Origin of the sequence: Micromonospora sp. WMMD1128, assembly GCF_027497235.1 — a bacterium.
In the GTDB taxonomy this organism is placed as follows: domain Bacteria; phylum Actinomycetota; class Actinomycetes; order Mycobacteriales; family Micromonosporaceae; genus Micromonospora.
On the sequence record NZ_CP114902.1, the window covers coordinates 4,060,748 to 4,086,735 of the forward strand.

A 25,988-nucleotide genomic window follows, 5' to 3' on the forward strand; every position below is an offset into this window, starting at 1 on the left:
CGACCTCCTCATCGGGCCTGCACCTCCGGATCCGGGTCGCCGAGCACCACCTCGACGCCGCTTCGCACGTCACCGGCCGAGGGCCGGGCGGCGAGCGCCGCCGGCAACGCCCGGTCCACGTACTCACAGAGCACGTGCACGGCGACCAGGTGCAGTTCCTGCACCACCTGGCCGTCGGGCGAGTCCACCGCGAAGTGCTCGTGGCAGAGGTCGGCCAGGGGGTTGGGGGCCGGGCCGGTGAAGGCCCAGCAGCGCAGGCCGGTGGCGTGGGCTGCCCGGGCGGCGGTGAGGAGGTTGCTGCTGGCGCCGCTGGTGGACAGGAGCAGGAGGAGGTCGTCGGGGCGGCCGTGGGCGCGGACCTGGCGGGCGAAGACCTCGTCGTATCCGTAGTCGTTGCCGATGGCGGTCAGCGCGCTGGTCTCGGCGTGCAGGGCGATGGCGGACAGGGGTCGACGGTCGTGGCGGAGTTTGCCGACGAGTTCGGCGGTGAGGTGTTGGGCTTCGGCGGCGCTGCCGCCGTTGCCGGCCACCAGCAACCGGCCCCCCGCGGCGAGCCGGTACGCCAGCTCACCGCCCCAGCGGGCGAGCAGGTCCTCCGCCCCGTGCAGCGGCAGCAGCGCGGCGGCCAGCCGGGTCAGGTGCTCCTCCAGCACCGTCTGACCGGCCGCCGGCGTGGCCGCCATCAGGCGACCACCCGGGTGGGCCGGCGCACGGTGGCCACCTCCTCGTACAACTCGCCGAGGCGTTCGGCGGCGGTGGCCCAGGAGTAGCGGGTGCGGGCGCGGTCGAGCGCCGCGGTGGCGTAGGCGAACCGGCGGATCCGGTCGCCGAGCAGCGCCCGGATCGCCGCGCCGAGCGCCGCCGGATCACGAGCCGGGACCAGGTCGCCGGTTCGTCCCGGCACCACCGTGTCGGTCAGCCCGCCGACCGCCGTCCCGACCACCGGCACGCCGCACGCCATCGCCTCCAACGGGGTGAGGCCGAACGGCTCGTACCAGGGCGCGGCGACAAGCACGTCCGCCGAGCGGTACCAACGGGCCATCTCCTCGCGCGGCACCGCGCCGACGAGGCGCACCCGGTCGCCGATGCCGAGCGAGTCGGCGAGCGCGCGCAGCCGCACCGCGTACGGGTCGGTCTCCAGCAGCCCGGCCGGTGGCCCGCCGACCACCACGCACTCGGCGTCCGGCACGTCGGCGACGGCCCGGACGACGTCCTGGAAGCCCTTGCGTTCCACCAGCCGCCCGACGGTGAGGATGCGGGCCCGGCCGCCCGCCGGTTCGGCGACCGGGCCGAGCGGGCCGAAGGTCGACAGGTTCACCCCCGACGGCACCACGGTCACCCGGGACCGCGGCACCCCCATCCGGACCAGCTCGGCGACCTCGTCCTGGCACTGGGCGACGACCCGGTCCACCGAGCGGCCCAGGTCCCGCTCGTGGTCGATGCGTCCCGCCGGGCTGGTGTCCTGGGTGCCCTGGTGGCGACGCTTGACCGTGCCGAGCGCGTGGTACGTCTGCACCACCGGCACGCCGACCCGCCGGGCCGCGGCGAGCCCGGCCAGCCCGCTCATCCAGAAGTGCGCGTGCACCACCTCCGGCTGCCAGTCGCCGGTGCGCCACCTGTCGGCCAGCCAGTCGGAGAACGCCGGCATGTACGGCAGCAGGTCGTCCTTGGCCACCGGCTCGGCCGGGCCGGCGGGGACGTGCGCGACCTCGTACCCGTCCGGGGTATGGACGGAGGCCGGGAGGTCCACCGCGTCGAGTCGGGTGTAGACCCGGACGTCGTGGCCGGCGGCGGCGAGCGCGGCGGAGAGCTCGGCGACATGCGTGTTCTGGCCACCGGCGTCCTCCCCGCCGAGGACGGCGAGCGGGCTGGCGTGTTCCGAGATCATCGCGATGCGCATACTTCCTCCTCCAGCAGCCGGTCCCAGTCGGTGAGGAAACGCTCCAGGCCGTAGCGGTCGCGGGCGGCGGCCCGGGCGACGGCGCCCGCCCGCCGGGCGGCGGCCGGGTCGTCGAGCAGGGTCCGGGCGGCGTCGACGAGCACGTCGACCCGGGTGGAGAGCGCGCCGGCGTCGGGGGGCACGGCCTGCACCGCTTCGGTGGTGGCCAGGGCGATCACCGGCATGCCGATGGTCATCGCCTCGACGAGGCTGAGTCCGAGCGAGGTCCATCGGCACAGGTGCAGGTAGGCGCGGCGTTTGGCGAGTTCGGCGTGCATGGCGTGCTGCGGCACGTCGTCGTGGCTGGTGAGGCGATCCTCGGGCAGCCCGAGGTGGGCCGCGAGCCCGGCCACCTTCATCCCGTAGACGTCCAGCGGCGCCAGCTCGGCGAAGCGGGTGAGCAGGTCGGTGCCGGTGACCCGCCAGCGGCGTACCGGCTCGTTGATCACCACGGCGAGGCGGTTCAGTTCGCCGGTCCACTCGGTGGCGGGTGGGACGACGCCGTGGTCGACGACCGTGGTGCGGGTGGCGCCGGTGTCCCAGAACAGGTCGTTGAAGTGTGTGACGTGGGTGAGGAGCAGGTCGTCACGGTCGGCCATGGGGTGGCGGGTGTTCGGGACGTCGCCCTTGGGGGTGTTGTGTTCGACGTAGATCGCGGGCAGGTCGCGTCCCGGCCGGCGGCCCAGCCACTCGGTGGCGAGATCGAGTTCCTCGGGTCGTTGCAGGATGACCACGTCGACGTCGGTGGCGCGCAGGTCCTGCGGAGTGACCTCGACGGCGGTGTCGGGCCAGGGGTAGGTGCGGGCACGGCCCAGTCCGTAGGCGTCGCGTTGCGGGTTGACCGGGATGAGGTAGCGGTGCTTGCCGTGCACGAACGACGTGGTCCAGGAGCCGTGCACGTGCCAGAGCAGGATGTTCATCCGACCACCCCGAGCAACCGCAGCGCCTCCAGCACCCGACCCGGTTCGACCGCCGAGAGGCAGGGATGTCCGGGGACCGGGCAGACGGTGGCGCGGGTGTCCCGGCAGGCCGCCGCGGCGTCGCCGAGGCGGACGGTCGGCACCCGGTACGGTCCCCACTGGCCGAACGGGACGGTCGGGGCGAACAGGCTGACCACCGGCACGCCAAGCGCCGCGGCCAGGTGCGCCGGGCCGGTGTTGCCGACCACGAGCGCGCCGGCCCCGCCGACCACGGCGGCCAGCTCGTCCAGCCCGGTGCACCCGCCCAGGTCCACGCCGCCCGCCGCGGCCACCCGGGCGGTCAGCTCCCGCTCGTCCGGCCCACCCGTGACCACCACCCGGTAGCCGGCGGCGCCGAGCACCCGAACCATCCGGGTGGCCAGCTCGACCGGGCAGGCGCGGGTCTCCACCGAGGACCCCGGGTGCAGCACCACGTAGCCGGGCGGTCCGGCGGCGGCCGGCACCGGCGGCAACCGGTCGACGCGCAGCCGCAGTCGCGGTTCGTCGTGGTCGGGCAGGGCGAAGCCGGCGGCGGCGGCGAGGGACAGGGCGCGTTCCGGTTCGGGTACGCCGACCGGGACGCGGTGGCGCACGTCGAGCAGGGCGCCGGGGTAGTCGTCGCTGATCGCGCTGATCCGGGGCACTCCGGCGATGCGCAGCAGCAGGGCCAGGGGCAGGGGTGACTGGTGGAATGAGGTGAACACGACCGCCTCGTCGGCGCCGACGGCGGCCAGCCGGTCGGTCAGCGCGCGCATCGCGTGCGGGTCGACCGCCGGGGCGGGGGCGTCGATCCAGGGCAGCGGCCAGTCGATGATCTCGTCGACGCCGGGCAGCAGTTCGGCGGCGGCGCGTCCGCGCGGCCCGCAGAGCAGCACCACCCGGCGCGCGCCGGCCGCGACCGCCCGGATCCCGGGTCCGGTGACAAGCACGTCACCCGCCGCGTCGCTGCGCGCCACGAGCACGGTGCCCCGACTCGGGCCGCGAGCCGGTTCCGGCGCGGCCACCAGCCGCATCCGGGCCAGCACGATGTCCACCGCGTCCGGCAGGTCGGCGGCGACGGTCGGCGCGGCGGCGACCTCGGCGTCGCGGGTCGCAGGCGTGGGCACCAGCACCGCGGCGGCGCCGGCCGCCGCGGCGGCCCCCATGTCGGCGCCGATGTCCCCGATCAGCACGCACCGGCCCGGTGTGGTGCCGAGCGTGTGGGCGGCGGCGTGCACCAGGCCCGGCGCCGGCTTGCGGCAGGCGCACCGGTCCGGCTCCGCGTGCGGGCAGATCTGCCAGGTGTCGAAGGGCCCGAGCAGTTCCTCCACCCGGGCGTTCACCCGGCGCAGGTCGTCCGCGGTGAACAGGCCCCGGGCCAGCCCGGACTGGTTGGTCACCACGGCCAGTCGCAGCCCGGCCGCGCGCAGCCGGTCCAGCGCCTCGCGCGCGCCCGGCACCGGCCGTACCTTCTCCGGATCGCCGTTGTACGGCACATCCTCCACGAGCGTGCCGTCCCGGTCCAGCAGCACCGCGTCGTACAGGCCCCGGCGGGACCGGTCACCCGGGTCAACCCCGGCTGACCTGCACTGATCCCGCTCGTGGTCCGGCTGCACGGGCGGCGGGTTCCCGACCCCCCGAGGAGTAAACGTCGGCCCCGGTTACCCGCCGCCCCCGAGAAGCTAACCCGGCCGCCGTTAGCGAGCCCCTCGGCGGGGGTACCGGCTTGGGCGTGGCGGTAGTGGACAGGGTCATCGACGTTCCCCCGGAGCGGGTCTTCGCGGTGCTGGCCGACGGATGGACGTACAGCGACTGGGTGGTGGGCACCACGCACGTGCGCGACGTGGACGAGACCTGGCCCCGGGTCGGCAGCCGGCTGCACCACCGGGCCGGGCCGTGGCCGTTCTCCCTCCAGGACACGTCCACCGTGCTGGAGTGCCAGGCGCCGAGCCGGCTCGTGCTGCGCGCCGGGCTCTGGCCGGCCGGCGAGGCGATCGTGGTGTTCGCGCTGGAGCCGCTGGCGGACGGCCGGACCCGGGTGACCATCGGCGAGGACTTCGCCGTCGGCCCGCTGCGGTGGGCCCGGACCAAGCTCAACGACCTCGTCCTGCACCTGCGAAACAAGGAGACGCTGGCCCGGCTGTCCGACATCGCGACGCGGCAGCGGCCGGACGGTTGAGCGCACCGATCGCGGGGCGTCTGTGCGGACGCCACGAATCGGACTGGCTACCCTCTCAGATGAACCTGTCGGCCGACCGAGGAAGTCCGTGATGATCGAACCCGTGCAGTTGCCCTCCCCGTGGGCGGACGCGCGCCTGACTGTCGTCGTTCCGACCTACAACGAGGCGGGCAACCTCCCGGTGCTGGTCGAGCGCCTCCTCGCGCTGCCGCTGCCGGGGTTGAAGGTGCTCGTCGCGGACGACAACTCCCCCGACGGCACCGGCGAGGTCGCCGACAAGCTGGCCGTCGAGCACCCGGACCGGGTGCTGGTGGCGCACCGTCCGGGCAAGGAGGGCCTCGGCCGGGCGTACGTGGACGGCATCGGTCGCGCGATCGACGACGGCGCGGACTACGTCGCCCAGATGGACGCCGACCTGTCGCACCCGCCGGAGGCGCTGCCCGGCATGCTCGGCGCGCTGCTCTCCACCCAGGCGTCCGTGGTCATCGGCTCGCGTTACGTGCCCGGTGGGGAGCTGGACGAGAACTGGCCGCTCTACCGCCGCGCGCTCAGCGGCTGGGCCAACCTCTACGTGCACACCTTGCTGCGGGTGCGGATCCGCGACCTGACCGCCGGCTTCAAGATCTGGCGGGCGGACGCGCTGCGCGACATCGGGCTGGACCGGGTCCAGTCCAACGGCTACAGCTTCCAGGTGGAGATGCACTACCTCGCCACCAAGCTCGGCCACACCATCCTGGAGGTGCCGATCCGCTTCGAGGAGCGCCGCGACGGCGACTCGAAGATGACCACCGCCACCAAGATCGAGAGCGCCCTGATGCCGTTCATGCTGCGCACCCGCCACCGCAACATCGAACCCTGACCCCTCTCCGGGCCGGCACGCACGGGGGTCACGGGGTGGGGTAGATGGCGCGGTGGGCGGCGGCGATCGTGCGGGCGTACAGCCCGCCGGTGAGGGCGCGGTCACGGGCCAGGGCGGCGCGGGCGGCGTTCGCGCCCGGCGCGCCGTGCACCCCGCCGCCCGGATGGGCCGAGGCGCTGGCCAGGTAGAGCCGGTCCACAGGCGTGTCGGCGCGGCCCAGCCCGGGGATCGGCCGCAGGAAGAGCTGCTGGTACGCCGCCGCGGTGCCGCCGCCCAACGCGCCGCCGACCAGGCTCGGCTCGGCCGCCTCCAGGTCGGCGGGGCCGGCCACGTGCCGCCCGACGATCGACGCCCGGAAACCCGGCGCGGCCTCCTCCAGCACCTCCTCCATCCGCTCCACGTGTTCGGCCACCTCCTCGGCCCGCCAGTGCCGCCGGAACGGAAGATGGGTGTAGGACCAGAGCGACTCGGTGCCCGGCGGCGAGTGGCTCGGCTCGGCCACCGTCATCTGGCCGACGAGCAGGAACGGATCGCGCGGCACCTCACCTCGGGCCAGCGCCGCGGCGTACGTGGTGAGCCCGTCCATGTCCGCGCCGAGGTGCACGGTGCCGGCGCCGGCCAGGTCCCGGTTGGTCCACGGCATCGGCGCCGACAACGCCCAGTCGACCTTGAGCGTGGAGCCGTCCCACTTGAAGTGCGCCAGGTCCTCGACCAGTCGGGGCGGCAGCGCTGCGGCGCCCACCAGGTCCAGGTAGAGCGCCGGGGCGGGCACGTCGGCGAGCACGGCGCGGCGGGCCCGCCAGTCCGTCCCGCCCGCGGTGCGCACGCCCATGGCCCGCCCCCGGGCGGTGAGCACCCGCTCGACCCGGGCGCCGTAGGAGATCCGGCCGCCCCGCTCGACCAGGCGGGCCACCAGCGCGTCGGTGATCCGCTGCGCGCCGCCGACCGGCACCGGCCAGCCGACCTGCTGGCCGAGCATGGCCAGCAGCCAGCCGTACACCCCGGAGCCGGCCTCCTCCGGGGACAGGTCGGTGTGCAGGGCACAGCCGGCCAGCAGCACCGGCCCGCCGGCCCCGTCGAAGAGTTCGTCGCCGAGCTTGCGCACCGGGAGCACCAGCCGGCGGGCCAGCCGCAGCGCGCCGGCGACCCGGAGCTGGCGCAGCAGGCCCAGCCCGCCGCGGACCGGCGGGAACGGGCTGGTGATGGCGTCGAGCATCGGCTCGGCCACCCGGGTCCAGTCGGCGTACGCGTGCCGCCAGCGCTCCCCGTCGCCCGGGGCGAACGTCTCCAGCGACGCGGCGGTGGCGTCCAGGTCGCGGTTAATCACCGCGGCCCGCCCGTCCGGGAGCAGGTGCGCCAGCACGTCCGGGGCGTTCGTCCAGGACAGTCCGTGGCCCTCCAGTCCCAGCCCACCCAGCACCGGGGAGGCGAAGCCGAGCGGGTAGAAGGAGCTGTACAGGTCGCTGAGGTAGCCGGGGGCGGTCACCTGCGCGGAACGCACCGCGCCGCCCGGCGCCTCGGTCGCCTCCAGGACGAGGACGTCCCAGCCCGCGTCGGCAAGCAGGTTCGCCGCCACCAACCCGTTGTGTCCCGCTCCGATGACGACGGCGTCGGCGGTGGACCTCATCCGGATCGCCTACCCGGCCGGTCACCTGGCAAAACGCGTTTGCCTCGCCGGGACCGGGGCATGCACGGCCGCATGTACACCGTTGCGCAGCTCATAGGTGGGGTATGGGGCGCCGGGGGTGACGGCGGCGAGATGGTCGTCCACGATCCGGCCGACGGAACGGCTGTGGCCCGGGTCCCGGTGGCCTCCGCGGACGAGGTGGCCAAGGCGGTCGAGGCGGCCCGGGGGGCGGCGGCGGAGTGGGCGGCGACCGCACCGGCCGAACGCGCCGCCGCGTTGCACCGGGCGGCGGACGCGATCGAGGCGGCGGCCGAGGAGCTGGCCGTGGCGACCACCGCGGAGATGGGTAAACCGCTCGACGACGCGCGCGGTGGTGTGGCTGCGGGCATCGGCACGCTGCGACAGTACGCCGAGCTGGCCCCGGTGCGGGGCGGCCGGACGCTGCACGGCGACCACGCCGCGCTCGACTTCATGACGCCCGAACCGCGCGGGTTGGTCGCCGCGATCACGCCCTGGAACGACCCGGTGGCGGTCTCCTGCGGTCTGCTCGGCGCGGCGCTGGTGACCGGCAACGTGGTGCTGCACAAGCCGAGCGAACGCGCCCCGGCAACCGGGTGGCTGCTCGCCCGGGCGTTCGACTCGGCGTTGCCGGCCGGGGTGCTGTCGCTGCTCACCGGCGGTGGCGAGGTGGGCGCGGCGCTTGCCGGCCAGGACGTGGACGTGGTGGCCCACGTGGGTTCGACCGCCACCGGGCGGTCGATCGCCGAGGCGGCCGCCCGTACCGGGGCGAAGGTGCTGCTGGAGAACGGCGGCAGCGACCCGCTGGTGGTGGACGCCGACGTCGACCCGGTCTGGGCGGCCGGGCAGGCGGCGCTCGGCTGCTTCGCCAACGCCGGGCAGATCTGCGTCGCGGTGGAACGGATCTACGTGCACCGCGACGTGGCCGAGGACTTCGTCGACGCGCTCGTGGCCCGCGCCGGTGCGCTCACGATGGGCGCCGGCCGCGATCCGGGTACGCAGCTCGGCCCCCTCGTCGACCGCCGGCACCGGGACCACGTGCACGGGCAGGTCACCGCCGCGGTGGCGCAGGGCGCCCGGATACGCGCCGGCGGCGCGCTGCCGGACGGGCCGGGCGCGTTCTATCCGGCCACCGTGGTGGAGGGCTGCCGGCACGAGATGGCGCTGGTCCGCGAGGAGACGTTCGGCCCGGTCGCGCCGGTGGTGGTGGTCGACTCGTTCACCGAGGGGTTGCGGTGCGCGGCGGACTCCCCGTACGGCCTGGCCGCCACCGTGCTGACCGGTTCGATGAGCCACGCCCAGCGGGCCTGGCGGGAACTGCCGGTGGGCACCGTCAAGGTCAATTCGGTGTTCGGCGGCGCGCCGGGCGGGGCCGCGCAGCCGCGCCGGGGCAGCGGCCAGGGCTTCGGGTACGGCCCGGAACTGCTCGACGAGTTCAGCGCCGTGAAGGCGGTGCACCTGGAGGCGCCGGGCGGCGGCCACTGGTGAGCCGACACGGGCGGGCCCGGGACCGCACCGGTCCCGGGCCCGTTCCTGGTCCGGCGTACCCGCGGCGGGTCAGCGACCGCCGCGCGCCTTGCGGGTGGCGTTGTTGTTGGCCTTCTCGATCGCCGTCACCAGTTGCGGCTTGGTCATCCGGGAACGCCCGCGCACGTCAAGCTTCTTCGCCACCTCCATGAGGTGGTCCTTGGTGGCGTTGGCGTCCACTCCGCCGGCCGTCGGGGCCCGCCGGGCCGGTCCGCCGCCGGCGGCCTGCTTGTCGCTCGGCCCCTTGCGGCCCTTGGCCTCCCAGTGGTCGCCCACCTTCTCGTACTCGTGCTTGACGGCGGCGAACGCGACGCGGTGCGCACGTTCCCCCTCGCCGTACGTCTCGACCGCCGAGTCGTGCGTCTTCTCCCAGGTCCGCTGCGCCTTGGCCGGCGAGCGCTTCAACGTGCTGGGCATCACCTCGCGCCCGGGCATCTCGTCCACCTCCGTCTCGGTCCGGTGTCTCCTGTCGTTCCCGCCCGCTCCCGGGGCAAACCACCTGACGGTTTGTCGATTTCCGCTCCGGGGTACCGCCCGGCCACGCCCCGGTGGCGCACCCGGCGCGTGGAGGAGGCGGTCATGACGGCGACGACACCAGCCACGGTCGGCGGCCGGCGCTTTCCCCGGCGGATGCGCCAACTCAACTGGCGCACCTGGCGGGGGGTGCTGGTGCGCAGCAGCAAGGGCTTCGTCAAGGACAACTGCGCCGACTGGGCCGCCGCGCTCACCTACTACGGGGTGCTCGCGCTCTTCCCGTCCACGATCGTGGTGGTCGCCCTGGTCGGCCTGGTCTCCGACGGCCCGCGCACGGTGGACACGGTGATCGACCTGGCCCGGGAGATCGGCGCCGGCTCGGTGGTCGGCAACGACGCATTCGTCGGCGTGGTGCGCAACGTGGTCGAGCAGCAGGGCCCGGCGAAGGCGCTGCTGAGCTTCGGCCTGCTCGGCGCGCTCTGGTCGGCCTCCGGGTTCATCGGCGCGTTCACCCGGGCCTCCAACGCGATCTACGGGGTGGAGGAGGGCCGGCCGTTCTACCGCCTCCGCCCGTTGCAGATCGGCATGGCCGCGGTGACCCTGCTGCTGCTGGCGGTGGTCGCCACCGGGCTGATCGTCAGCGGCCCGGTCACCGACGCGGTGGGCGACCGGCTGCACGCCGGCGGCCTGACCCGGACCACCTGGTCGGTGACGAAGTGGCCGTTGCTCGCCCTGGTCGCGATGACGCTGCTGTCGTTGCTGTTCTGGATCGCGCCGAACGTACGGCAGCCGCGGTTCCGCTGGCTCACCCCCGGTGGCGCGCTGGCGCTGCTGGCCTGGGTCGCCGCCTCCTTCGGCTTCGGCCTCTACGTCGCCAACTTCGGCTCCTACGACGTGACCTACGGCAGTCTCGGCGCGGTGATCGCGTTCCTGGTCTGGCTCTATCTGTCCAACTGCGCGCTGATGCTCGGCGTGCAGCTCAACGCGGAGGTGCAGCGGGGCCGGGCGATGCAGGCCGGCGTCGAGGAGCCGGCCGAGCCGGTGCTGCCGCCGCGCGCTCCGGCCGACTCCTGAGTTGCCGTCCGGTTCCGGCCCGGATGCCGGGCTCCGGCGGACGGCCCCGGTTTACCGGCGGTCACCCGGGGCATCTGGATTGGCATGGAACGTGGCAGCAGCAAGCACTCGCCCAGGGTCGACGAGCAGATGAGCAGCGAGGTCAGCGGTCTGGTCCAGGGGCCGGGCGCGGGCGGCGCCAGGGTGGACGAGTTCCGCCAGCCCGAGCCGTCCGGCGAGGACCAGCCCGAGGCCACCACGGCTCCGGCCGGTGAGTTGCGCACCGGCTCCCCGCAGGGGATGAGTTCGGAGGACGTGGAGGCGCGCAGCCGCCTGGGCCGGTTCATCGGCATGGCGGCGTTGCCCGGCGACCGCGACACGTTGGTCACCAACGCGCGGGAGAACGAGGCGCCGGCGGACATCGTGGCCGCCCTCGAGGGCCTGCCGGAGGGCACCCGTTACCAGACGGTTTCCGAGGTGTGGGCCGCACTCGGGCACAGGAACGAGACGACGCGCTGGTGAGCGGACCGGCCCACGGTTCGCGACACGACACCGGCGGAACAGGAGGAACCCCGACATGAGCGGCGTTATGGAACACGTGGATGTGGACGTCCCGATCCGGACCGCGTACGACCAGTGGACCCAGTTCGAGGAGTTCCCGCACTTCATGGAGGGTGTGCAGGAGGTCCGGCAGCTCTCCGAGAAGATGACGCACTGGACCGTGGAGATCGCCGGCGTGAAGCGCGAGTTCGACGCCGAGATCACCGAGCAGCTTCCCGACGAGCGCGTGGCCTGGACCTCCACCGGGGGTACGCAGCAGGCCGGCGTGGTGACGTTCCACCGCCTCGACGAGGGGCACACCCGGGTCACCCTCCAACTGGAGTTCGAGCCGCACGGGGTGGTCGAGCAGGCCGGCGACAAGCTGGGCGTGGTCGACCGCCGGGCCAAGGGCGACCTGGAGCGGTTCAAGCAGTTCATCGAGCGGCGCGGTCAGGAGACCGGCGCCTGGCGCGGCTCGGTCGACCGGCCGACCCCCTGAGGCTCCGCACCCCCGCACCGAACGTCGACGGCCGCCGGATCACCGGCGGCCGTCGACGTGTCCGGGCGGCCGTTTGCGATCATCGACGCCGGGTACCGCAGGGGAATGACCGACAACGACAGCCACGTGTGGCGCGACGAGGACCGCACTCCCCTGCACGAGCTGGACCAGGCGATCGCCAGGTCGACCCTGGACGGCCAGGCCGACGACGCCACCGGCAACGACGCCGGCGAGGAGGCCGCGTTCGGCCACGGCCCGGAGGCGGTGGACCGGGGCGCCGGCCCGGAGGCGGAACGGCGGGAGATGACCGACGCCGACCGGGCGTACCGGCCGTCGACCACCGGCCGGACCGGGCCGGACACGCTCTGACCAGTCAGCTCCGGGCACCGGACCGGCGCCCGGAGCTGTTCCGGTCACGCTCGACCGAAACGACAAGAAGTGCGGTACGGACGGTCGGGGAAACGGACAGCCCATCCAGAATCGGCCGAACGGCTGACGGCGCTCCCGGGCACGCGCGTAAGAATTTCGGGATGGATCAGGGTTCCTCTTTCCTCTCCAAGCGTCAGCGCCGCCTCGCCTGGCTGGGCTTCCTGCTCGCCGCCGTCCAGGCTCCGGTGGCGGCGAAGTTCAGCGACGACAGCTCCTGGCTGTTCAGCGTGGTGGTCGCGCTGATGGTCGCGACCGTGATCATCGCCGACGACGGCGCCCGTCGCCGTCCGGCCGAGGCCCGCTCCTCCGACTGATCACCCGTTCCGTTCCGTCCGCCGTGGGCGGCTCGATCCCACCGTCCGAGGTCGCGAGGCCGGCCGGATGATCCGGGTATCGGCCGGTCGGCGGAGCCCACCCCGGTCCACCCGGGACTACCCTCGGTCACCATGCGCGTGTCGAACAACCGGGTCGCCACCCCGTCCGCGGCGGTAGCCGCGCGATCGACCCTCATCACGCTGACCACAGTCGTCGGCACCGCCGGCCTCGCCGCGGCCCGCGCCATTCCCGGGCTGCTCGCGGAGGTCGACCAGCACGCCGCCGGGGTACGCGACAGCCTGCACGGCGACCGCCGCCCACTGACCGTGGCGGCGCTCGCCGGATACGCCGAAGGGCTGCGGGACGCGGCCACGGAGCACGGCTGGACGCCGCCGGCCGAGCCGGTCGACTGGTCCGCCCCCGACTGGCTGCTCACCCGGTTGCTCGCGGTCTGCCTGCTGGCCCGCGCGCTGGATCCGCGCCAGCTGGCGTAGGCGCACCGGCGCGGGGTGCCCGCGATCAACCCGCGGACACCCCGTCACCGTCCGTCGCCGTCAGCCGCCCGGCCGGCGGAACTGCTCGGTCTGGTCGCCCATCTCGCCGGAGCGGTAGGTGCCCGCTCCCGACATCGACTGAGGTCCGGTCGAGGTGGGCTGTCCACCCCGGTCGGCCATCCGCCGCTCGTAGTCGCTGCGTCCGACCTGTTGCCCCTGCCGCTGCTCCCGGATCGCCCGGGATTCCTCCGCGGCCCGGTCCAGCCAGCCGTCCCAGCGGTTCTGCATGGGCCGGATCAGGCCGCCACCGACACCGACGATCAGGATCCCGGCCACGGTGGCGAGGAACGCGATGAGCACCGGCGTGGTCACCGTGGTGGCGATGCCCACCTGGTTCAGCGCGGCGATGATGCCGAGCGCCAGGATGAAGACCGCCGCCACATCCGCCAGCAACCGGCCGTACGAGAGCCCGCCGAGCGCACCGGAGACCAGGTCCCGGACAGCGTTGGCGATGGCGGCCGCGACCACCACGATGACGATCGCCACGAAGGCCCGCGGCAGCCAGGACACCACCCCGCGGATCAGGTCGCTGATCGCGTTGGGTCCCCACACCCCGAAGGCGAACTGCAGGGTGAACAGCAGGACCGCGTAGTAGGCCAGCCTGGCCAGGATGTCACTGGCGTCGTACTTGGTGCGTTCGAGGGCCCGTTTGATCCCGCCGCGTTCCACGGCGCGGTCGAACCCGACCCGTTCCAGTGCCGCGTCCACGATTTTGAGGACGGCTCGGGCGATGAGCCAACCCACCACGAGGATCGCGATGAACGCGATCGCCCTCGGTACGAAGAGCAGCACCGACCTCCAGAAGTCGGTCCAGGCCGCGCTGATGTCGACCTGGCCGACCGCGAGGGTTTTCGGCATGATGTCCCTCCTGTCGCGTGAACTGCGCCGCCCGCATACCCGGTGCTCTCGGCAGCACGCCGGGCCGGACCGGGGCAATTTCCCGACAACACCCGCCGAAAGGGCTCTGACCTGCCCTAACGTCCGCAGCTCGGAGGTCCGCAGCCCGGACCGGACGCATGATCGGAACCACTCGGCCACGCTCCGGTTAGGCTGCGGGCATGCCAGGCACCGTCGGTCGGATTCCCACGCCGTCCGCTCCCACGCCGGGAGCGAGCGCCCACCCGTGGGCCGGCACGCCGCTGGGCGTCCCGGAGAGCTGGGACCCGGCGGTCCGTGCCGTGGCGGACGTGGTGCTCTCCTCCCCCGTGCCGATGGCCCTGCTCCTCGGTGACGACCTGGTCCTGCTCTACAACGACGGGTATGCCGAGTTGATCGGCGACCGGCACCCGGCCGCGCTGGGGCGACCGGCGGCGGAGGTGTTCGCCGAGGTGTGGCGGGAGGCCGGCGCCGGCGAGGCGCTGGAGCGGGTGTACCGGCTGGGCGAGCCCTTCCTGGAGCGGGAGGCGGTGCTACCGGCCGACCGCCAGGCCGAACCGGCGGTGTTCACCCGCGGCCACTCCCCGGTCCGGGACTCCGCCGGCGACATCGTCGGCGTGCTCACCGTCTCCGCGCAGACCACCCAGCTGACCCGGCAGTTGCAGAGCCTGAGCGACTTCGCCGCGGCGCTCTCCGGCACGCTCACCCTGGACGACGTGGCCCGGGTGACGCTGCGCTACTGCCTGCACTCGTTCGACGCCGACCGGGTCTCCTTCGTGGTCGACGAGGGCGCCACGTGGCGGCTGGTCCGCCGGATCCGCGGGGAGCTGCTCGACGAGGCCGACGAGCGGCTGCCACCGCTGTGGCGCCGGATGGGCACCGACACGGCGATGCCGGCGGTGGTGACCGCACGCAGCGGCGTACCCTCGTTCGTCGCCGACGGCCAGCCGCTGCGCGAGGTCGCGGTGGACCGGCACGACGAGAAGATCCGGGCGATCGCCGCGCTGCCGCTGCGCTCGACCGTGGTCCGGGGCGCCCTCACCGTGGCCTACCAGGCGTCGCGGCCCTGGTCACCCGCGGAGCGGGCGCTGCTCGCCGCGTCCGCGGAGCTGATCGGCCAGGCCGCCGAGCGGGCCCGCCGGTTCGAGACCCAGCACGGCACCGCCCAGTTGCTGCAACGCAGCATGCTGCCGGAGCAACTGCCCGACCTGCCCCGGTTGCGCATCGCCGCCCGCTACGACCCGGGCGTCGACGGCAACGCCGCCGGTGGCGACTTCTACGACGCGTTCCTGCTGCCTACCGGCACGCTCGGCGTGGTGCTCGGCGACGTGGCCGGCCACGACGTGCAGGCCGCCGCCCGGATGGGGCAGGTACGCGCGGCGTTGCGCGCGCTCGCCCTGTCCGACCCCCGGCCGGACGCGGTGCTCGGCGGCCTGGACCGACTGGTGGCGAGCCTCGGCACCGAAGGCGGCACGCACGAACTCTTCGTCACCGTCGTGTTCGGCGTGGTCGACGCCGACCGGGAACTGGTCACGCTGGCGAGCGCCGGCCACCCCGCGCCGCTGATCCGGCGCGGCCGGTCCGACACCGGCCCGGCCGCGGAGTTCGTCGAGGTGCCGCCCGGCCCGCCGCTGGGCCTCGGCGGCCGGACCCGAACGGTCACCGTGCCGTTCCGCCCCGGCGACACGCTGCTGCTCTACAGCGACGGCGTGGTGGAGCGGCGCTGGCAGGACCTGGCCGCGGGGCTCACCGGGCTCGGCGCGGCGGTCAGCGCCGCGGGCGGCGGCGACCCCCGGGCGCTGTGCGCGGTGGCGACCGCCGCCGTGCCGGGGGCCACCGAGGACGACGTGGCGGTGCTGGCGGTGGAGCACGCGGTCCGGCCCAGCCGGTCGGCGGGCATGGAGGTGCCGGCCGAGCCGACCGCGCCGAGCCGGGTCCGGCACTGGTTGACCGCCCAGCTCACCGAGTGGCAGGTGCCCGAGGCGGTGGTCGGCGCGGCGGTGCTCTGCACCAGCGAGCTGACCACGAACGCCCTGCTGCACGCCGGCACCGCCGCCCGGGTCGAGATCGACCTGAGCGCCGAGCGACTGCTGGTCTCGGTCGCCGACTCGGGCACCCGGGGGCAGGTCACCCGCGCCCAGACGGACACGCTGAGCAGCCGTGGCCGCGGGCTCGGCCTGATCGAGGAGCTGAGCGACACCTGGGGCACCGACCCGACCGTACGCGGCTCGACGGTCTGGTTCGAGATTCTCATTCCCCCGGGGTGAGCGCGCGTCGGTCGCACCCCACGCGGGTAGGAGGCAGCCATGGCCGACGACAACCGCTACGGCGTCCTCTTCGACGTGGACGGCACCCTGATCGACTCGACGTACCTACACACGGTGAGTTGGTGGGAGGCGCTGCGCCAGGGTGAGCACCGGGTGCCGATGGCGCGGATCCACAGGTCCATCGGCATGGGGTCGGACAAACTCCTCGACCACCTGCTCGGCGCCGAGCGGGACCGGGACGCCGACGGGCGTCTGCGTGACGCGCACGACGCGCTCTACGCGGAGTACTGGGAGCGGCTGGGGCCGCTGCCCGGGGCGCGGGAGCTGCTGCGTGCCTGCGCGGACCGGGGCCTGCGGGTGGTCCTGGCCACCTCGGCGGCCGAACACGAGGCGGCCGTGTTGCGGGCGGCGCTCGACGTCGACGACGTGATCGACACGGTCACCTCCTCCGCCGACGCGGAGCAGAGCAAGCCCGCGCCGGACATCCTGGCCGCCGCGCTGGACCAGTCGGGCCTGGCCGCCGAGCGGGTGGTGTTCGTCGGCGACTCGGTCTGGGACGTGGTCGCCGCCGCCAAGCTGGACATCCCCTGCATCGGGCTGACCTGCGGCGGCACCGGCCGGGCGGAGCTGGCCGGCGCGGGCGCGGTGGCGGTGTACGAGGACCCGTCCGAGTTGCTGGACGCCCTGCCACAGAGCGCGATCGGGTCCCTCGGCTGAGCCGTCGGTCACCCGGGCGCGTCGACAGGCTTAGCCGGCCCCGGTTCGGGGCACTGCTGATCACCTCCGCCCGGCCGCCGGGCGGCGGTGAGGGGTGGGGTCGTGGAACCGGTCGATGTCGGGTTCGCTCTGCTGGGCGTCGGTGCGTTGCTCGCGGGCATCCTGCCCCGGATGCTGGAGAAGCGGCCGTTGTCCATGCCGATCGCGTTCCTCGGCCTCGGGATGCTCGTCTTCGCGCTGCCGACCGGGTTGCCGACGCCCGATCCGCTGCGCTGGTCGGAACTGACCACCCACCTCACCGAGGTCGGGGTGATCGTCGCCCTGATGGGCGCCGGCTTGAAGATCGACCGGCCGTTGAGCTGGGCTCGCTGGTCGTCGACGTGGAGGCTGCTGGCCATCGCCATGCCGCTGTGCATCGCCGCGGTGGCGCTGCTGGGGTGGTGGTGGGCCGGCCTGGTGCCGGCGGCGGCACTGCTGCTCGGCGCCGCGCTCGCCCCCACCGACCCGGTGCTCGCCTCCGACGTGCAGGTGGGTGAGCCGACCGACGCGGAGGACTCCGAGGACGAGGTACGCTTCGCGTTGACCTCGGAGGCGGGCCTGAACGACGGACTGGCCTTCCCGTTCGTCTACGCGGCCATCGCGATCGCCAGCACCAGCCTCGCCCCGTCCGACTGGTTCGGCGAGTGGCTCGCCGTCGACGTGGTCTACAAGCTCGCCGCCGGCGTCGGTGGCGGCCTGCTCGTCGGCTGGTTGCTCGGCAAACTGTTCTTCCGGGCCCCGAGCACGCTGCGGCTGGCCCGGCACTCCGAGGGCTTCCTCGCCCTGGCCGCCACGTTCCTCGCGTACGGGCTGGTGGAGGTGATCGGCGGGTACGGCTTCCTGGCCGTGTTCGTCGCCGCCCGGGCGATCCGGTCCGCGGAACGCACCCACGAGTTCCACTCCGTGCTGCACGACTTCGCCGAACAGGTGGAACGGCTGCTCACCGTACTGTTGCTGCTGTTGTTCGGCGGCGCGGTGATCAGCGGCCTGCTCGCGCCGCTCACCTGGCCGGCGGCGCTCGTCGGCCTGGCCCTGGTGCTGGTGATCCGACCGCTGGCGGGCTGGCTGTCGCTGCGGGGCGCGCCGGGCCGCCCGTCCGAGCACTGGGTGATCTCCCTGTTCGGCATCCGCGGCGTCGGATCGTTCTACTACCTGGCGTACGCCACCACGAAGGCGGAGTTCCCGCAGGCGAGACTGCTGTGGGCCACGGTCGGCCTGGTGGTGGTGGTCTCGGTGGTGGCGCACGGGATCGCCGCGACCCCGATCATGCAGCTGCTGGACCGGGCGGGTGACCGCACCCGCGACAGCTCGGAGACGGATCGGGCCGAACAGCCCGTCCCGGCCGGCTGAGCGACCGCCGGGTCAGGCGCCGTGCCGGCTGGGCATGCCCTCACGGCCCTCGCTCATGCCGAGCCCAACCGGCTCACGAGCGCGCGGCCCAGGTCGTGACCGGAACGCCAGGCGCTCTGCACCCGCGGGCGGCCGAACGCGTCACCGGCCAGCGCGATCCCGTCGTCGTCCAGGTGGAACGTGCCACCCTCGACGACCTTCGCCGGCCGGGCGTAGGTCCAGCGGTGCACGTGGATCGACGCGGCCGGCTCGGGCAGCCCGAGCAGGTCCCGGACGGCCTGCTCGATCTCCGGGCGGGCGGCGGTGGGCTGGAGCAGGTGCCCGGCGGCGAACTCCGGCGTGGTGTGCGCGACGAGCACCGGGGCGCCGTCCCCGCGCCGGTCGCCGTCGTCGCAGACCAGGCTCAGCACCGGGTGGTCGTTGACGAACGCGCCGCGGAAGTCGGGCCAGCGGCGGGCCGGGAAGTGCAGCACCCCGGACAGCGTGGACGACCAGCGTTGTGCCGCCGCGGCCCGGGTGGCGTCGACCAGCACCGGGTCGAGCAGCAGGGCGGCCTGCGGGCCCGGCATGGCGAGCACCACCGCCTCGGCCGCCCGCCCGTCCACCCGGGGCCCCGGCTCGACGGTCATGACCAGCCGGTTGTGGGCCACCGGAAGGTCGGCGGCGAGATGCTCGACGAGCGAGCGCAGCCCACGCGGGGCGGCCCAGCGCATCGGGCCGGTCACCTGCTCGCGCCCGCGTGGCCCGTACGCGACCAGGGTGTCGGTCCATTCCCGGACCAGCCCGGCGGCGTGCCAGTCCGCCACCACGGCGGCGAAGTCCGGGTCGTCGACGGTGAAGTAGGCGGCGCCGAGGTCGGCGGGCCGGCCGTCGAAGCGTTTGCTGGCCATCCGCCCGCCGGTGACCCGGGCGCGTTCCCGCACCTCGACCGGGATCCCGGCCCGGGCCAGTTCGGTCGCGCACGCCACCCCGGCGATCCCCGCGCCGACCACCACCACACCCGCCCGGTCCGCCGTCATCGGATGATCGTAGGCCGCGGCCGGCATGAACCCACCGGCACGGGGGTAGTGGTACACCTGTTCGAGGGAGGGTGATCGACATGGCCGACCGCGCCAACGACAGCACCAACGTGAATCCGGACGCCGCCGTCAAGGACCCGGACGACTGGGTCACCGGCGACGAGCCGCCGACCGCGGCCCAGGAGTCCTACCTGCACACGCTGGCCCAGGAGGCGGGCGAGACGGTGCCGGACGGGCTGACCAAGGCCGAGGCGTCCCGCCGGATCGACGAGCTCCAGGCGGAGACCGGCCGAGGGCGCTGAGGCCGGGGGCGATCAAACCGGGGACGCTCAGGCCGAGTCGCTGCAGGCCGAGACGTTGAGGTCCGGCGACCGGGGGCGACGCTCAGGTCAGCGCGGGGGCAGGCGGTGCAGCTCGACCCGGTCGAGCCGCCCCGCCGCCACCCGGGCGGTCAGGTACGTCGCGTGCGGCTGAGCCCGCCGGTCGGTGGGTGAACCGGGGTTGAGCAGCCGCAGCCCGCCCGTCGCGACGCTGTCCCACGGGATGTGCGAGTGTCCGAAGACCAGCAGGTCGCAGTCGCCGTACGCGGCGGCGCAGCGCTCCTCGCGGCCGGTCTTCGGGCCGGTCTCGTGCACCACGGCGACCCGCAGCCCGGCCAGCTCGACCCGGGCCACCTCGGGCAGCCGGGCGCGCAGGGCCGGCCCGTCGTTGTTGCCGTGTACCCCGACCAGTCGGCGTGACCGGGCCGCAAGCGCGTCCAGCAACGCCACGTCCACCCAGTCCCCGGCGTGCAGCACCACGTCGGCGGCCTCCACCGCCGCCCACAGCGCCTCCGGCAGATCCCGCGCCCGCTTGGGCACATGCGTATCCGCCATGATCACCAGCTCCACCGCCCCATCCTCCCACTCACTCCCCGGCCCCGCCGATCATGAGGTTGGCGGCACTCAGGGAGATCAGCTCCGCCGCCAACTTCATGATCACCGCGAAAAAGGGGTGAGGGGGCGAGGGGTGGGTTAGGCGCCCTGGCCCTGGTTCTGCATCAGGCCGCCGTCCATGAAGTAGGTCGAGCCGGTGACGTAGTCGGCGTCGCCGCTGGCCAGGAAGACGGCCAGCTTGGCGATCTCGGACGGCTCGGCGGCCCGCTTCCACGGGATGCTCTGCACCTGCTCGTGGAGGTACTTCGGGTCGTCGATCGCCTCCTGGTTGAACGGGGTCAGCACCATGCCCGGCCCGATGTTGTTCACGTTCATGCCCATCGGGGCCACCTCCAGGGCCAGGCTCTTGGCCAGCTCCAGCATGCCGCCCTTGCTGGAGTCGTAGTCCGCGCCGCCGGCCCGGGCCACCTCCTGGTGGATCGACGTGATGTTGATGATCTTGCCGCCGCCACCGGCGTCCCGGCGGTGCCGGACGAACCGCCGGCAGCAGAAGAACATGCCGTAGAGGTTCGTGCGGATGCACCGGTCCCAGGTCTCGGTGTCCAGGTCGACCACCGGGATGCCGGAGGCGTCCACGCCGGCGTCGTTCATCAGCACGTCCAGCCGGTCGAACTCGGCCAGCGCCTCGTCGAACATCGCGTCGACCTGATGCTCGACGCTGATGTCGCCCTGCACCACCACGGCCCGCCGGCCGGCTTTCTCGATCTCCGCCCGGGTGTGGTTCGCGCCGGCGTGGTCGTGCAGGTAGTGCACCACCACATCGGCGCCCTCCCGGCCGAACTCGATCGCGGTGGCCTGGCCGATGCCCGAGTCCGAGCCGGTGATCAGGGCGGTCTTCCCCGCCAGTCGTCCGGTCATCCGGTTGCTCCCTCCGTGCGGGCCGCGCCCATCGGCACGGTCGGTCGCTCGTGCGCGAACCGCGCCGCCGCGTCGGTGATCCGGCCCGCGGCGTTGATCAGGCCGATGTGCGAGAACGCCTGGGGAAAGTTGCCCAGCTGTTCGCCGGTGGCCTGGTCGATCTGCTCGGCATAGAGGCCGAGGTCGTTCGTGCGGGCGGCGAGCTGTTCGAACAGCCGCCGGGCCCGGTCCACCTCGCCCGCCTCGGCCAGGCAGCCGACCAGCCAGAACGAGCAGATCACGAAGCCGGCCGGGTCGTCGTCCCAGCGGCGCAGCAGCCCGTCGCGGGACAGCCGGCGTTCGATCACGTCCACGGTGGCGCGCATCCGCGGGTCGTCGGCGGGCAGGAAGCCGACAAGCGGCATGAGCAGCACCGAGGCGTCCAGGTCCTCGGAGTCGAACGCCCCGGTGTACGCGCCGATCCGCTCGTTCCAGCCCCGGGCGAGCACCGCCGCGCGGATCTCGTCGCGGGCCGCCGCCCAGCGGGCCACGTCCGCCGGCTCGCCGATGCGCGGACCGAAGCGGACCGCCCGGTCCAGCGCGGTCCAGCACTGCACCTTCGACGACACGTAGTGCCGCTCGGCGTCGCGTGCCTCCCACATCCCGGAGTCGGGCCGACGCCAGTCGCGCACCGCCCGATCGGCGAGCGTGCACAGCAGGTGGCGCACCTCGGGCGACATCGGATCCAGGTAATGCCGCATCAGCCACGCCGCGTCGAGCACCTCGCCCAGCACGTCGTTCTGCCGCTGCCGCCAGGCGTCGTTGCCGACGAGCACCGGTCGGCTGCCGTCGTACCCGGCCAGGTGGTCGAGGTCGTGCTCGGTCAGGTCCCGCTCCCCCTCGACGCCGTACATGATCGGCGCGGGGGTGTCGCCGAGCCGCCCCATGGCCCGGGCCACCCAGGTGAACTGCCGGTCCGCCTCGTCCGGGCAGGCGGCCCGCCACAGCGCCTGGAGGGTGAGGCTGAAGTCGCGGAGCCAGACGAACCGGTAGTCGTAGTTGCGGTTCCCGCCGGGCTCCTCCGGCAGCGCGGTGGTGGCCGCCGCGACCACCGCGCCGCTCGGCCCGTAGGTCATGCCCTGCACCACGAGCGCGCTGCGCCGGACCAGGTCCCGGAATTCACCCCGGTAGTCGTGCAGGTCCGCCCAGGAGCGCCAGCCGGCGACCGTGCCGGCGACCACGTCGGCGGCGTCGGGCAGCGCCGGCGCCCCGCCGGCGTACGTCGGGGCGTACCCGAGGGTGAAGTGGTGGGCGCTGCCGGCGCGGGCGGTGAACCGCCCGACGGCGGTCCCGTCGACGAAGGCCAGGCTGACGCCGGCGCGCAGCTCCAGCCGGCACGCGCCGGCGGTGGCGACGGTCACCCCGTCGCGTTCGGTGAGGTAGGCCCCGACCCGCCCGTACTCGAACCGTGGCGCGTAGTCGACGCGCATCGGCACCTCACCGTCGACGCCCTCGACGACCCGGGCGAGCACCCGCGGCGACCGCAGCCCGATGTCGTGGCCGCGGGCGCCGGGCTCCAGCGCCAGGGCGTCGGTGACGGCCACCGTCCCGGTCGGTGTGGCGAAGACGGTACGCAGCACCAGCGCGTCGTCCAGGTAGGACCGGGTGCTGGTGAACCCGCCCTCCGGACGGATCGCCCAGTGCCCGGCGTCGTCGTCGAGCAGCCGCCCGAAGACAGACGGCCCGTCGAACCGCGCCGGGCACCACCAGTTCACCGAGCCGGCGGTGTCCACCAGGGCGGCGCTGCGCCCGTCGGCGAGGAAGCCGTGCTCGCTGATCCGTCCGGTGCGCACGGTGGTGCCTACCCGACCGGGCCGCCGTCATGCCTGCCCGGATGCGTTCGGGTCGCCGCGTTACCGCTCGCCGGCGGCGGGAACGCGGCGGGTTGACGAAGGAGGATGCTCATGACCAGACCCTCGACTCCGACCGCGGCCTGGCGTCCCGGAATGCCGGGCGGCGACAACCTCCCGTCCGGTCCGGGCGGTCGCCCGACACCGCCGAGCGGGGACGGGTACGGCCCGCAGGCCGGCCGACCGACCGTGACGCTCGGCTCGTATCCGGACTATCCGTCCGCCCAGCGCGTGGTGGACTATCTGGCCGACAACCGGTTCCCGGTGGAACGGACCGCGATCGTCGGCACCGACCTGACCCTTGTCGAAACCGTGATGGGGCGGCTGACCACCGGCCGGGCGGCCCTTCTGGGCGCCGGGACGGGCGCCTGGTTCGGCTTGTTCATCGGGTTGCTCTTCGGCATCTTCACCGCGGGCAACTGGCTGGCCGTGATCCTGGTCGGCCTGGTGATCGGCGCGATCTGGGGCGCCGTGTTCGGCGCCGTCGCGCATGCCATGAGCGGTGGGCAGCGCGACTTCACCTCGGCCAGCTCGCTGCGGGCCGGCCAGTACGCGGTCACGGTGGACGCGGAGCTGGCGGAGCAGGCGCGGCAGGCGCTCGGCCGGATGCACCTGACGCCCACCGGCGTCACCGCACGCTGAGGCGGGTACGTCACCACGAGGGAGGGTCCCGCCGGGGCCCTCCCTCACCGGGTCAGTCGTGCCAGGCCCGCTCGCCGGCGCGCAGCGGCACGTCGACGCGGTTCTCCGGCGGGGCGAGCGGGCAGGCCCACCTGTCGTCGTACGCGCAGCTCGGGTTGTAGAGGTAGTTGGCGTCCAGCCGCACCCGCTCGCCGGGCAGCACGGTCAGGCCCCGTCCGAACGTGCCCTTCACCGTGTCGGTCAGGTAGCGCCCACCGCCGTACGAGCCGTCGCCGCAGCTCGCGTCGCGCAGGGGCACGAACAGCCCACCTCCGTACGCGTCGATCCACCAGAGCGTGAGCGGCCCCCACGGGGTCTCGGCGACCGCCACCCGGCGGTAGGCGACCACGCCGTCCGGGCCGCCGGTGTCGATGCTCAGCTCGCCCGAGGCGGGCCGCAGCGGGGCCTCGACCACGGCCGTCGGGTCGGGCGGATACCAGCGGAGTCCGGTGAAGCCGGCCCGGTCGGCGGGCGGCACCGGGCTGCTCGGGTGGGTGCGGAACAGCTCGTCCCGGGCGTCCCGGAACCCGCCCAGGTCGAGGTCGGACAGGTAGAGCCCGGCCACCCGCTCCCGCCAGTCGAGCACGTCGAGGTCATCCATCCCCCGACCCTAGCTGCTCGCTCGCTTCAAATTTCAAGCCTTCTCCTCTACGCGCTTATCTGCGTGAGCGAGGCCACGCATCAGCACATTGTTTAAATTTTAACTAGTGCTACTCTGGTGGCATGACGGAGAGCCTGGACGCGGAGCGGGCGGCCTGCTGGCGGGCCTACATCGAGTCGAGCCAGCGGCTGTTCACCCGGCTGGAGGACGACCTGCGCGCGGACAGCGAGCTGAGCTTCGCCGACTACCACGTGCTGGTGTTGCTCTCCGAGGCGCCCGGGCAGCGGCTGCGCATGGGCGAGCTGGCCGACCGGCTGGTGTTCTCCCCGAGCCGGCTGACCTACCAGATCACCACGATGCAGAAGCGCGGCCTGGTGGCCAAGCAGTCCTGCCCGGCGGATCGGCGCGGCAGCGAGGCCGTGCTCACCGCGGCCGGTCTGCTGGCGCTGCGCGAGGCCGCGCCGCACCACAGGCGCTCCGTGCGCGCCCACCTGATCGACGACCTCGACGACGCGGAGGTCGCCTGCCTCACCCGGGTCTTCGAGCGGCTCGGCCGGCGCCTGCGCGCCGACCGCACCGCGTCGTCCACCCCGGCCGACAACCAAGGAGCCCACTGATGCCCGCGATCACCGTCGACGACGTCCTCGTCCTGCCCCGCCTGCCGCGGCTGGAGGAGTCCACCGCCTACCGCCCGGTCCGCCGGGTCACCACCGCGCCCAGCGGCTACGAGGGCGAGGGCTTCCCGGTCCGCCGGGCCTTCGCCGGGGTCTCCCTGACCGATCTCGACCCGTTCATCCACCTCGACCAGATGGGCGAGGTGGACTACGCGCCGGGCGAGCCGAAGGGCACCTCGTGGCACCCGCACCGGGGCTTCGAGACGGTGACCTACATGATCGACGGGATCATGGACCACCAGGACTCCACGGGCGGCGGCGGCACCATCACCGACGGCGACACCCAGTGGATGACCGCCGGCAGCGGCCTGCTGCACATCGAGGCCCCGCCGGAGCACCTGGTGACGAGCGGCGGCCTGTTCCACGGCCTCCAGCTCTGGGTCAACCTGCCCCGGGTGGCCAAGATGAGCCCGCCGCGCTACCAGGACATCCGCGGCCGGGAGTCGGCGCTGCTGACCACCCCGGACGGGGGCGGCCTGATCCGGGTGATCGCCGGCGAGATCGCCGGGCACCGCGGCCCCGGCTCCACCCACACCCCGATCACCATCGCGCACGTCACGCTCCAGCCCGGCGCCGAGCTGAGCCTGCCCTGGCGGGCCGACTTCAACGCGCTCGTCTACGTGCTGGCCGGGCGGGGCACGGTGGGCACCGACCGGCAGCCGGTCCGCGTCGGCCAGCTCGCCGTGCACGGGCCCGGCGACGCGCTGCGGATCACCGCCGACCGGACGCAGGACGGCAACACCCCGGCGCTGGAGCTCTACCTGATGGGTGGGCAGCCGATCCGCGAGCCGGTGGCGCACTACGGCCCGTTCGTGATGAACACCCGGGCCGAGCTGATCCAGGCGGTCGAGGACTTCCAGGCCGGCCGACTCGGGGTGGTCCCGACCGGGCGGGTGCCGCACAGCGCCGGCCAGGGCGACCGCCCCTGATCGGGTACGAAGGCTCGGGCGCTCCGGTTCGCCGGGGCGCCCGGGCGGCGGCTCAGGAGACGGCGAAGATCCCGGCCACCCCGAGGATCACCATCAACAGGACCGCCACCAGCGCACCCCGCTCCCCCTCCACCGCCTGGTCGCGGTCGTCGGTCACGGTGTTCGTCGTCTCGGCGGGCATGTCGGTGCCTCCTTGAGTTCC

29 protein-coding genes are annotated in these 25,988 nt (G+C 74.0%); 16 read left to right on the forward strand and 13 right to left on the reverse strand.

Annotated elements, in window-relative coordinates; translation table 11 throughout:
* Window positions 1–8 precede the first annotated feature (8 nt).
* The 4 genes from O7602_RS18095 to O7602_RS18110 are packed head-to-tail and all read right to left on the reverse strand — an operon-like array spanning window position 9 to window position 4,493.
* Window positions 9–683, reverse strand: coding sequence for an SIS domain-containing protein (locus O7602_RS18095; protein ID WP_281583811.1), 675 nt, complete (start codon window positions 681–683; stop codon window positions 9–11).
* Window positions 683–1,900 carry a glycosyltransferase gene (locus O7602_RS18100; RefSeq protein WP_281583812.1) on the reverse strand — a complete coding sequence of 406 codons (1,218 nt, stop codon included), beginning with the start codon at window positions 1,898–1,900 and terminating at the stop codon, window positions 683–685. Before O7602_RS18100 ends, O7602_RS18095 begins: the two co-directional genes overlap by 1 nt.
* Window positions 1,885–2,859: a glycosyltransferase gene (locus O7602_RS18105; RefSeq protein ID WP_281583813.1), complete on the reverse strand. Its 975-nt coding sequence runs from the start codon at window positions 2,857–2,859 to the stop codon at window positions 1,885–1,887. Before O7602_RS18105 ends, O7602_RS18100 begins: the two co-directional genes overlap by 16 nt.
* On the reverse strand, window positions 2,856–4,493 hold the full coding sequence (locus O7602_RS18110) for an HAD-IIIA family hydrolase (RefSeq protein ID WP_281583814.1): 1,638 nt from the start codon (window positions 4,491–4,493) through the stop codon (window positions 2,856–2,858). Before O7602_RS18110 ends, O7602_RS18105 begins: the two co-directional genes overlap by 4 nt.
* Before the next feature lie 125 nt (window positions 4,494–4,618).
* Here O7602_RS18110 and O7602_RS18115 point away from each other — a divergent pair, with 125 nt between their 5' ends.
* Together O7602_RS18115 and O7602_RS18120 are read left to right on the forward strand one after the other, a co-directional pair.
* Window positions 4,619–5,056 carry an SRPBCC family protein gene (locus tag O7602_RS18115; RefSeq protein ID WP_348651286.1) on the forward strand — a complete coding sequence of 146 codons (438 nt, stop codon included), beginning with the start codon at window positions 4,619–4,621 and terminating at the stop codon, window positions 5,054–5,056.
* A gap of 91 nt (window positions 5,057–5,147) precedes the next feature.
* Window positions 5,148–5,915, forward strand: coding sequence for a polyprenol monophosphomannose synthase (locus O7602_RS18120; protein ID WP_281583816.1), 768 nt, complete (start codon window positions 5,148–5,150; stop codon window positions 5,913–5,915).
* A gap of 28 nt (window positions 5,916–5,943) precedes the next feature.
* On the opposite strand, the gene O7602_RS18125 is transcribed toward O7602_RS18120, so the two are convergent.
* Window positions 5,944–7,542 (reverse strand): NAD(P)/FAD-dependent oxidoreductase, encoded by a 1,599-nt coding sequence (locus O7602_RS18125; RefSeq protein ID WP_281583817.1) that lies wholly within the window; start codon window positions 7,540–7,542, stop codon window positions 5,944–5,946.
* 72 nt (window positions 7,543–7,614) lie between these two features.
* Between O7602_RS18125 and O7602_RS18130 the strand changes: the two genes are divergently transcribed.
* The gene (locus tag O7602_RS18130) at window positions 7,615–9,048 is read left to right on the forward strand and encodes an aldehyde dehydrogenase family protein (protein WP_281583818.1); all 1,434 of its coding nucleotides are present in this window, start codon (window positions 7,615–7,617) and stop codon (window positions 9,046–9,048) included.
* A gap of 69 nt (window positions 9,049–9,117) precedes the next feature.
* Here the strand turns inward: O7602_RS18130 and O7602_RS18135 are convergent, their stop codons facing one another.
* Window positions 9,118–9,522 (reverse strand): ChaB family protein, encoded by a 405-nt coding sequence (locus tag O7602_RS18135; protein WP_281583819.1) that lies wholly within the window; start codon window positions 9,520–9,522, stop codon window positions 9,118–9,120.
* Between the two features lie 144 nt (window positions 9,523–9,666).
* On the opposite strand from O7602_RS18135, the gene O7602_RS18140 reads away from it, so the two are divergent.
* The 6 genes from O7602_RS18140 (at window position 9,667) to O7602_RS18165 (ending at window position 12,891) form a co-directional block, all read left to right on the forward strand.
* Window positions 9,667–10,635: a YihY/virulence factor BrkB family protein gene (locus O7602_RS18140; protein WP_281583820.1), complete on the forward strand. Its 969-nt coding sequence runs from the start codon at window positions 9,667–9,669 to the stop codon at window positions 10,633–10,635.
* Between the two features lie 84 nt (window positions 10,636–10,719).
* Window positions 10,720–11,136: a DUF2795 domain-containing protein gene (locus tag O7602_RS18145; RefSeq protein WP_281583821.1), complete on the forward strand. Its 417-nt coding sequence runs from the start codon at window positions 10,720–10,722 to the stop codon at window positions 11,134–11,136.
* Between the two features lie 55 nt (window positions 11,137–11,191).
* Window positions 11,192–11,653, forward strand: coding sequence for an SRPBCC family protein (locus O7602_RS18150; RefSeq protein WP_281583822.1), 462 nt, complete (start codon window positions 11,192–11,194; stop codon window positions 11,651–11,653).
* A 105-nt stretch (window positions 11,654–11,758) separates the two neighbouring features.
* Window positions 11,759–12,022 (forward strand): hypothetical protein, encoded by a 264-nt coding sequence (locus O7602_RS18155; protein WP_281583823.1) that lies wholly within the window; start codon window positions 11,759–11,761, stop codon window positions 12,020–12,022.
* Window positions 12,023–12,183: 161 nt separating this feature from the next.
* The gene (locus O7602_RS18160) at window positions 12,184–12,396 is read left to right on the forward strand and encodes a hypothetical protein (protein ID WP_281583824.1); all 213 of its coding nucleotides are present in this window, start codon (window positions 12,184–12,186) and stop codon (window positions 12,394–12,396) included.
* Between the two features lie 132 nt (window positions 12,397–12,528).
* Complete coding sequence (locus O7602_RS18165) at window positions 12,529–12,891, forward strand: DUF6401 family natural product biosynthesis protein (protein ID WP_281583825.1); 363 nt, start codon at window positions 12,529–12,531, stop codon at window positions 12,889–12,891.
* Between the two features lie 60 nt (window positions 12,892–12,951).
* Here the strand turns inward: O7602_RS18165 and O7602_RS18170 are convergent, their stop codons facing one another.
* Window positions 12,952–13,809, reverse strand: a complete 858-nt coding sequence (locus O7602_RS18170; RefSeq protein WP_281583826.1) for a hypothetical protein — start codon at window positions 13,807–13,809, stop codon at window positions 12,952–12,954.
* 200 nt (window positions 13,810–14,009) lie between these two features.
* Here O7602_RS18170 and O7602_RS18175 point away from each other — a divergent pair, with 200 nt between their 5' ends.
* From O7602_RS18175 to O7602_RS18185, 3 genes are all read left to right on the forward strand, one after another.
* Window positions 14,010–16,094: a SpoIIE family protein phosphatase gene (locus O7602_RS18175; RefSeq protein WP_281583827.1), complete on the forward strand. Its 2,085-nt coding sequence runs from the start codon at window positions 14,010–14,012 to the stop codon at window positions 16,092–16,094.
* A gap of 39 nt (window positions 16,095–16,133) precedes the next feature.
* Window positions 16,134–16,811 carry an HAD family hydrolase gene (locus O7602_RS18180; RefSeq protein WP_281583828.1) on the forward strand — a complete coding sequence of 226 codons (678 nt, stop codon included), beginning with the start codon at window positions 16,134–16,136 and terminating at the stop codon, window positions 16,809–16,811.
* A gap of 102 nt (window positions 16,812–16,913) precedes the next feature.
* Complete coding sequence (locus tag O7602_RS18185) at window positions 16,914–18,200, forward strand: cation:proton antiporter (RefSeq protein ID WP_281583829.1); 1,287 nt, start codon at window positions 16,914–16,916, stop codon at window positions 18,198–18,200.
* A gap of 53 nt (window positions 18,201–18,253) precedes the next feature.
* On the opposite strand, the gene O7602_RS18190 is transcribed toward O7602_RS18185, so the two are convergent.
* A complete protein-coding gene (locus tag O7602_RS18190; protein WP_281583830.1) occupies window positions 18,254–19,219 on the reverse strand; it encodes an FAD-dependent oxidoreductase in 966 nt (321 codons plus the stop codon).
* A gap of 80 nt (window positions 19,220–19,299) precedes the next feature.
* On the opposite strand from O7602_RS18190, the gene O7602_RS18195 reads away from it, so the two are divergent.
* Entirely contained in the window at window positions 19,300–19,521 is a 222-nt protein-coding gene (locus O7602_RS18195) for a DUF3072 domain-containing protein (RefSeq protein ID WP_281583831.1), read from the forward strand.
* An 87-nt stretch (window positions 19,522–19,608) separates the two neighbouring features.
* Here the strand turns inward: O7602_RS18195 and O7602_RS18200 are convergent, their stop codons facing one another.
* The 3 genes from O7602_RS18200 to O7602_RS18210 all read right to left on the reverse strand — a co-directional run bounded on the left by O7602_RS18200 (window position 19,609) and on the right by O7602_RS18210 (window position 22,844).
* Window positions 19,609–20,109: a metallophosphoesterase gene (locus tag O7602_RS18200; protein WP_281583832.1), complete on the reverse strand. Its 501-nt coding sequence runs from the start codon at window positions 20,107–20,109 to the stop codon at window positions 19,609–19,611.
* 123 nt (window positions 20,110–20,232) lie between these two features.
* Complete coding sequence (locus tag O7602_RS18205; RefSeq protein WP_281583833.1) at window positions 20,233–21,012, reverse strand: SDR family oxidoreductase; 780 nt, start codon at window positions 21,010–21,012, stop codon at window positions 20,233–20,235.
* The gene (locus O7602_RS18210; RefSeq protein WP_281583834.1) at window positions 21,009–22,844 is read right to left on the reverse strand and encodes a glycoside hydrolase family 15 protein; all 1,836 of its coding nucleotides are present in this window, start codon (window positions 22,842–22,844) and stop codon (window positions 21,009–21,011) included. Before O7602_RS18210 ends, O7602_RS18205 begins: the two co-directional genes overlap by 4 nt.
* A 111-nt stretch (window positions 22,845–22,955) precedes the next feature.
* On the opposite strand from O7602_RS18210, the gene O7602_RS18215 reads away from it, so the two are divergent.
* Window positions 22,956–23,543 (forward strand): general stress protein, encoded by a 588-nt coding sequence (locus O7602_RS18215; RefSeq protein WP_281583835.1) that lies wholly within the window; start codon window positions 22,956–22,958, stop codon window positions 23,541–23,543.
* A 52-nt stretch (window positions 23,544–23,595) separates the two neighbouring features.
* Here O7602_RS18215 and O7602_RS18220 read toward each other — a convergent pair whose 3' ends face one another.
* Window positions 23,596–24,183 (reverse strand): DUF1684 domain-containing protein, encoded by a 588-nt coding sequence (locus tag O7602_RS18220; protein WP_281583836.1) that lies wholly within the window; start codon window positions 24,181–24,183, stop codon window positions 23,596–23,598.
* Window positions 24,184–24,305: 122 nt separating this feature from the next.
* On the opposite strand from O7602_RS18220, the gene O7602_RS18225 reads away from it, so the two are divergent.
* Together O7602_RS18225 and O7602_RS18230 are read left to right on the forward strand one after the other, a co-directional pair.
* Entirely contained in the window at window positions 24,306–24,800 is a 495-nt protein-coding gene (locus O7602_RS18225) for a MarR family transcriptional regulator (protein ID WP_281583837.1), read from the forward strand.
* Window positions 24,800–25,786, forward strand: coding sequence for a pirin family protein (locus O7602_RS18230; protein WP_281583838.1), 987 nt, complete (start codon window positions 24,800–24,802; stop codon window positions 25,784–25,786). Before O7602_RS18225 ends, O7602_RS18230 begins: the two co-directional genes overlap by 1 nt.
* A 52-nt stretch (window positions 25,787–25,838) precedes the next feature.
* Here O7602_RS18230 and O7602_RS18235 read toward each other — a convergent pair whose 3' ends face one another.
* Window positions 25,839–25,967 (reverse strand): hypothetical protein, encoded by a 129-nt coding sequence (locus tag O7602_RS18235; RefSeq protein WP_255292629.1) that lies wholly within the window; start codon window positions 25,965–25,967, stop codon window positions 25,839–25,841.
* Window positions 25,968–25,988 lie beyond the last annotated feature (21 nt).

Bases quoted from the DNA above. Each gene is read 5' to 3' on its own strand.
- O7602_RS18095 (WP_281583811.1), bottom strand. From the start codon at position 683: ATGGCGGCCACGCCGGCGGCCGGTCAGACGGTGCTGGAGGAGCACCTG.
- O7602_RS18100 (WP_281583812.1), bottom strand. From the start codon at position 1,900: ATGCGCATCGCGATGATCTCGGAACACGCCAGCCCGCTCGCCGTCCTC.
- O7602_RS18105 (WP_281583813.1), bottom strand. From the start codon at position 2,859: ATGAACATCCTGCTCTGGCACGTGCACGGCTCCTGGACCACGTCGTTC.
- O7602_RS18120 (WP_281583816.1), top strand. From the start codon at position 5,148: ATGATCGAACCCGTGCAGTTGCCCTCCCCGTGGGCGGACGCGCGCCTG.
- O7602_RS18125 (WP_281583817.1), bottom strand. From the start codon at position 7,542: ATGAGGTCCACCGCCGACGCCGTCGTCATCGGAGCGGGACACAACGGG.
- O7602_RS18130 (WP_281583818.1), top strand. From the start codon at position 7,615: ATGTACACCGTTGCGCAGCTCATAGGTGGGGTATGGGGCGCCGGGGGT.
- O7602_RS18135 (WP_281583819.1), bottom strand. From the start codon at position 9,522: ATGCCCGGGCGCGAGGTGATGCCCAGCACGTTGAAGCGCTCGCCGGCC.
- O7602_RS18140 (WP_281583820.1), top strand. From the start codon at position 9,667: ATGACGGCGACGACACCAGCCACGGTCGGCGGCCGGCGCTTTCCCCGG.
- O7602_RS18145 (WP_281583821.1), top strand. From the start codon at position 10,720: ATGGAACGTGGCAGCAGCAAGCACTCGCCCAGGGTCGACGAGCAGATG.
- O7602_RS18150 (WP_281583822.1), top strand. From the start codon at position 11,192: ATGAGCGGCGTTATGGAACACGTGGATGTGGACGTCCCGATCCGGACC.
- O7602_RS18155 (WP_281583823.1), top strand. From the start codon at position 11,759: ATGACCGACAACGACAGCCACGTGTGGCGCGACGAGGACCGCACTCCC.
- O7602_RS18160 (WP_281583824.1), top strand. From the start codon at position 12,184: ATGGATCAGGGTTCCTCTTTCCTCTCCAAGCGTCAGCGCCGCCTCGCC.
- O7602_RS18165 (WP_281583825.1), top strand. From the start codon at position 12,529: ATGCGCGTGTCGAACAACCGGGTCGCCACCCCGTCCGCGGCGGTAGCC.
- O7602_RS18170 (WP_281583826.1), bottom strand. From the start codon at position 13,809: ATGCCGAAAACCCTCGCGGTCGGCCAGGTCGACATCAGCGCGGCCTGG.
- O7602_RS18175 (WP_281583827.1), top strand. From the start codon at position 14,010: ATGCCAGGCACCGTCGGTCGGATTCCCACGCCGTCCGCTCCCACGCCG.
- O7602_RS18180 (WP_281583828.1), top strand. From the start codon at position 16,134: ATGGCCGACGACAACCGCTACGGCGTCCTCTTCGACGTGGACGGCACC.
- O7602_RS18190 (WP_281583830.1), bottom strand. From the start codon at position 19,219: ATGACGGCGGACCGGGCGGGTGTGGTGGTGGTCGGCGCGGGGATCGCC.
- O7602_RS18195 (WP_281583831.1), top strand. From the start codon at position 19,300: ATGGCCGACCGCGCCAACGACAGCACCAACGTGAATCCGGACGCCGCC.
- O7602_RS18205 (WP_281583833.1), bottom strand. From the start codon at position 21,012: ATGACCGGACGACTGGCGGGGAAGACCGCCCTGATCACCGGCTCGGAC.
- O7602_RS18215 (WP_281583835.1), top strand. From the start codon at position 22,956: ATGACCAGACCCTCGACTCCGACCGCGGCCTGGCGTCCCGGAATGCCG.
- O7602_RS18220 (WP_281583836.1), bottom strand. From the start codon at position 24,183: ATGGATGACCTCGACGTGCTCGACTGGCGGGAGCGGGTGGCCGGGCTC.
- O7602_RS18225 (WP_281583837.1), top strand. From the start codon at position 24,306: ATGACGGAGAGCCTGGACGCGGAGCGGGCGGCCTGCTGGCGGGCCTAC.
- O7602_RS18230 (WP_281583838.1), top strand. From the start codon at position 24,800: ATGCCCGCGATCACCGTCGACGACGTCCTCGTCCTGCCCCGCCTGCCG.
- O7602_RS18235 (WP_255292629.1), bottom strand. From the start codon at position 25,967: ATGCCCGCCGAGACGACGAACACCGTGACCGACGACCGCGACCAGGCG.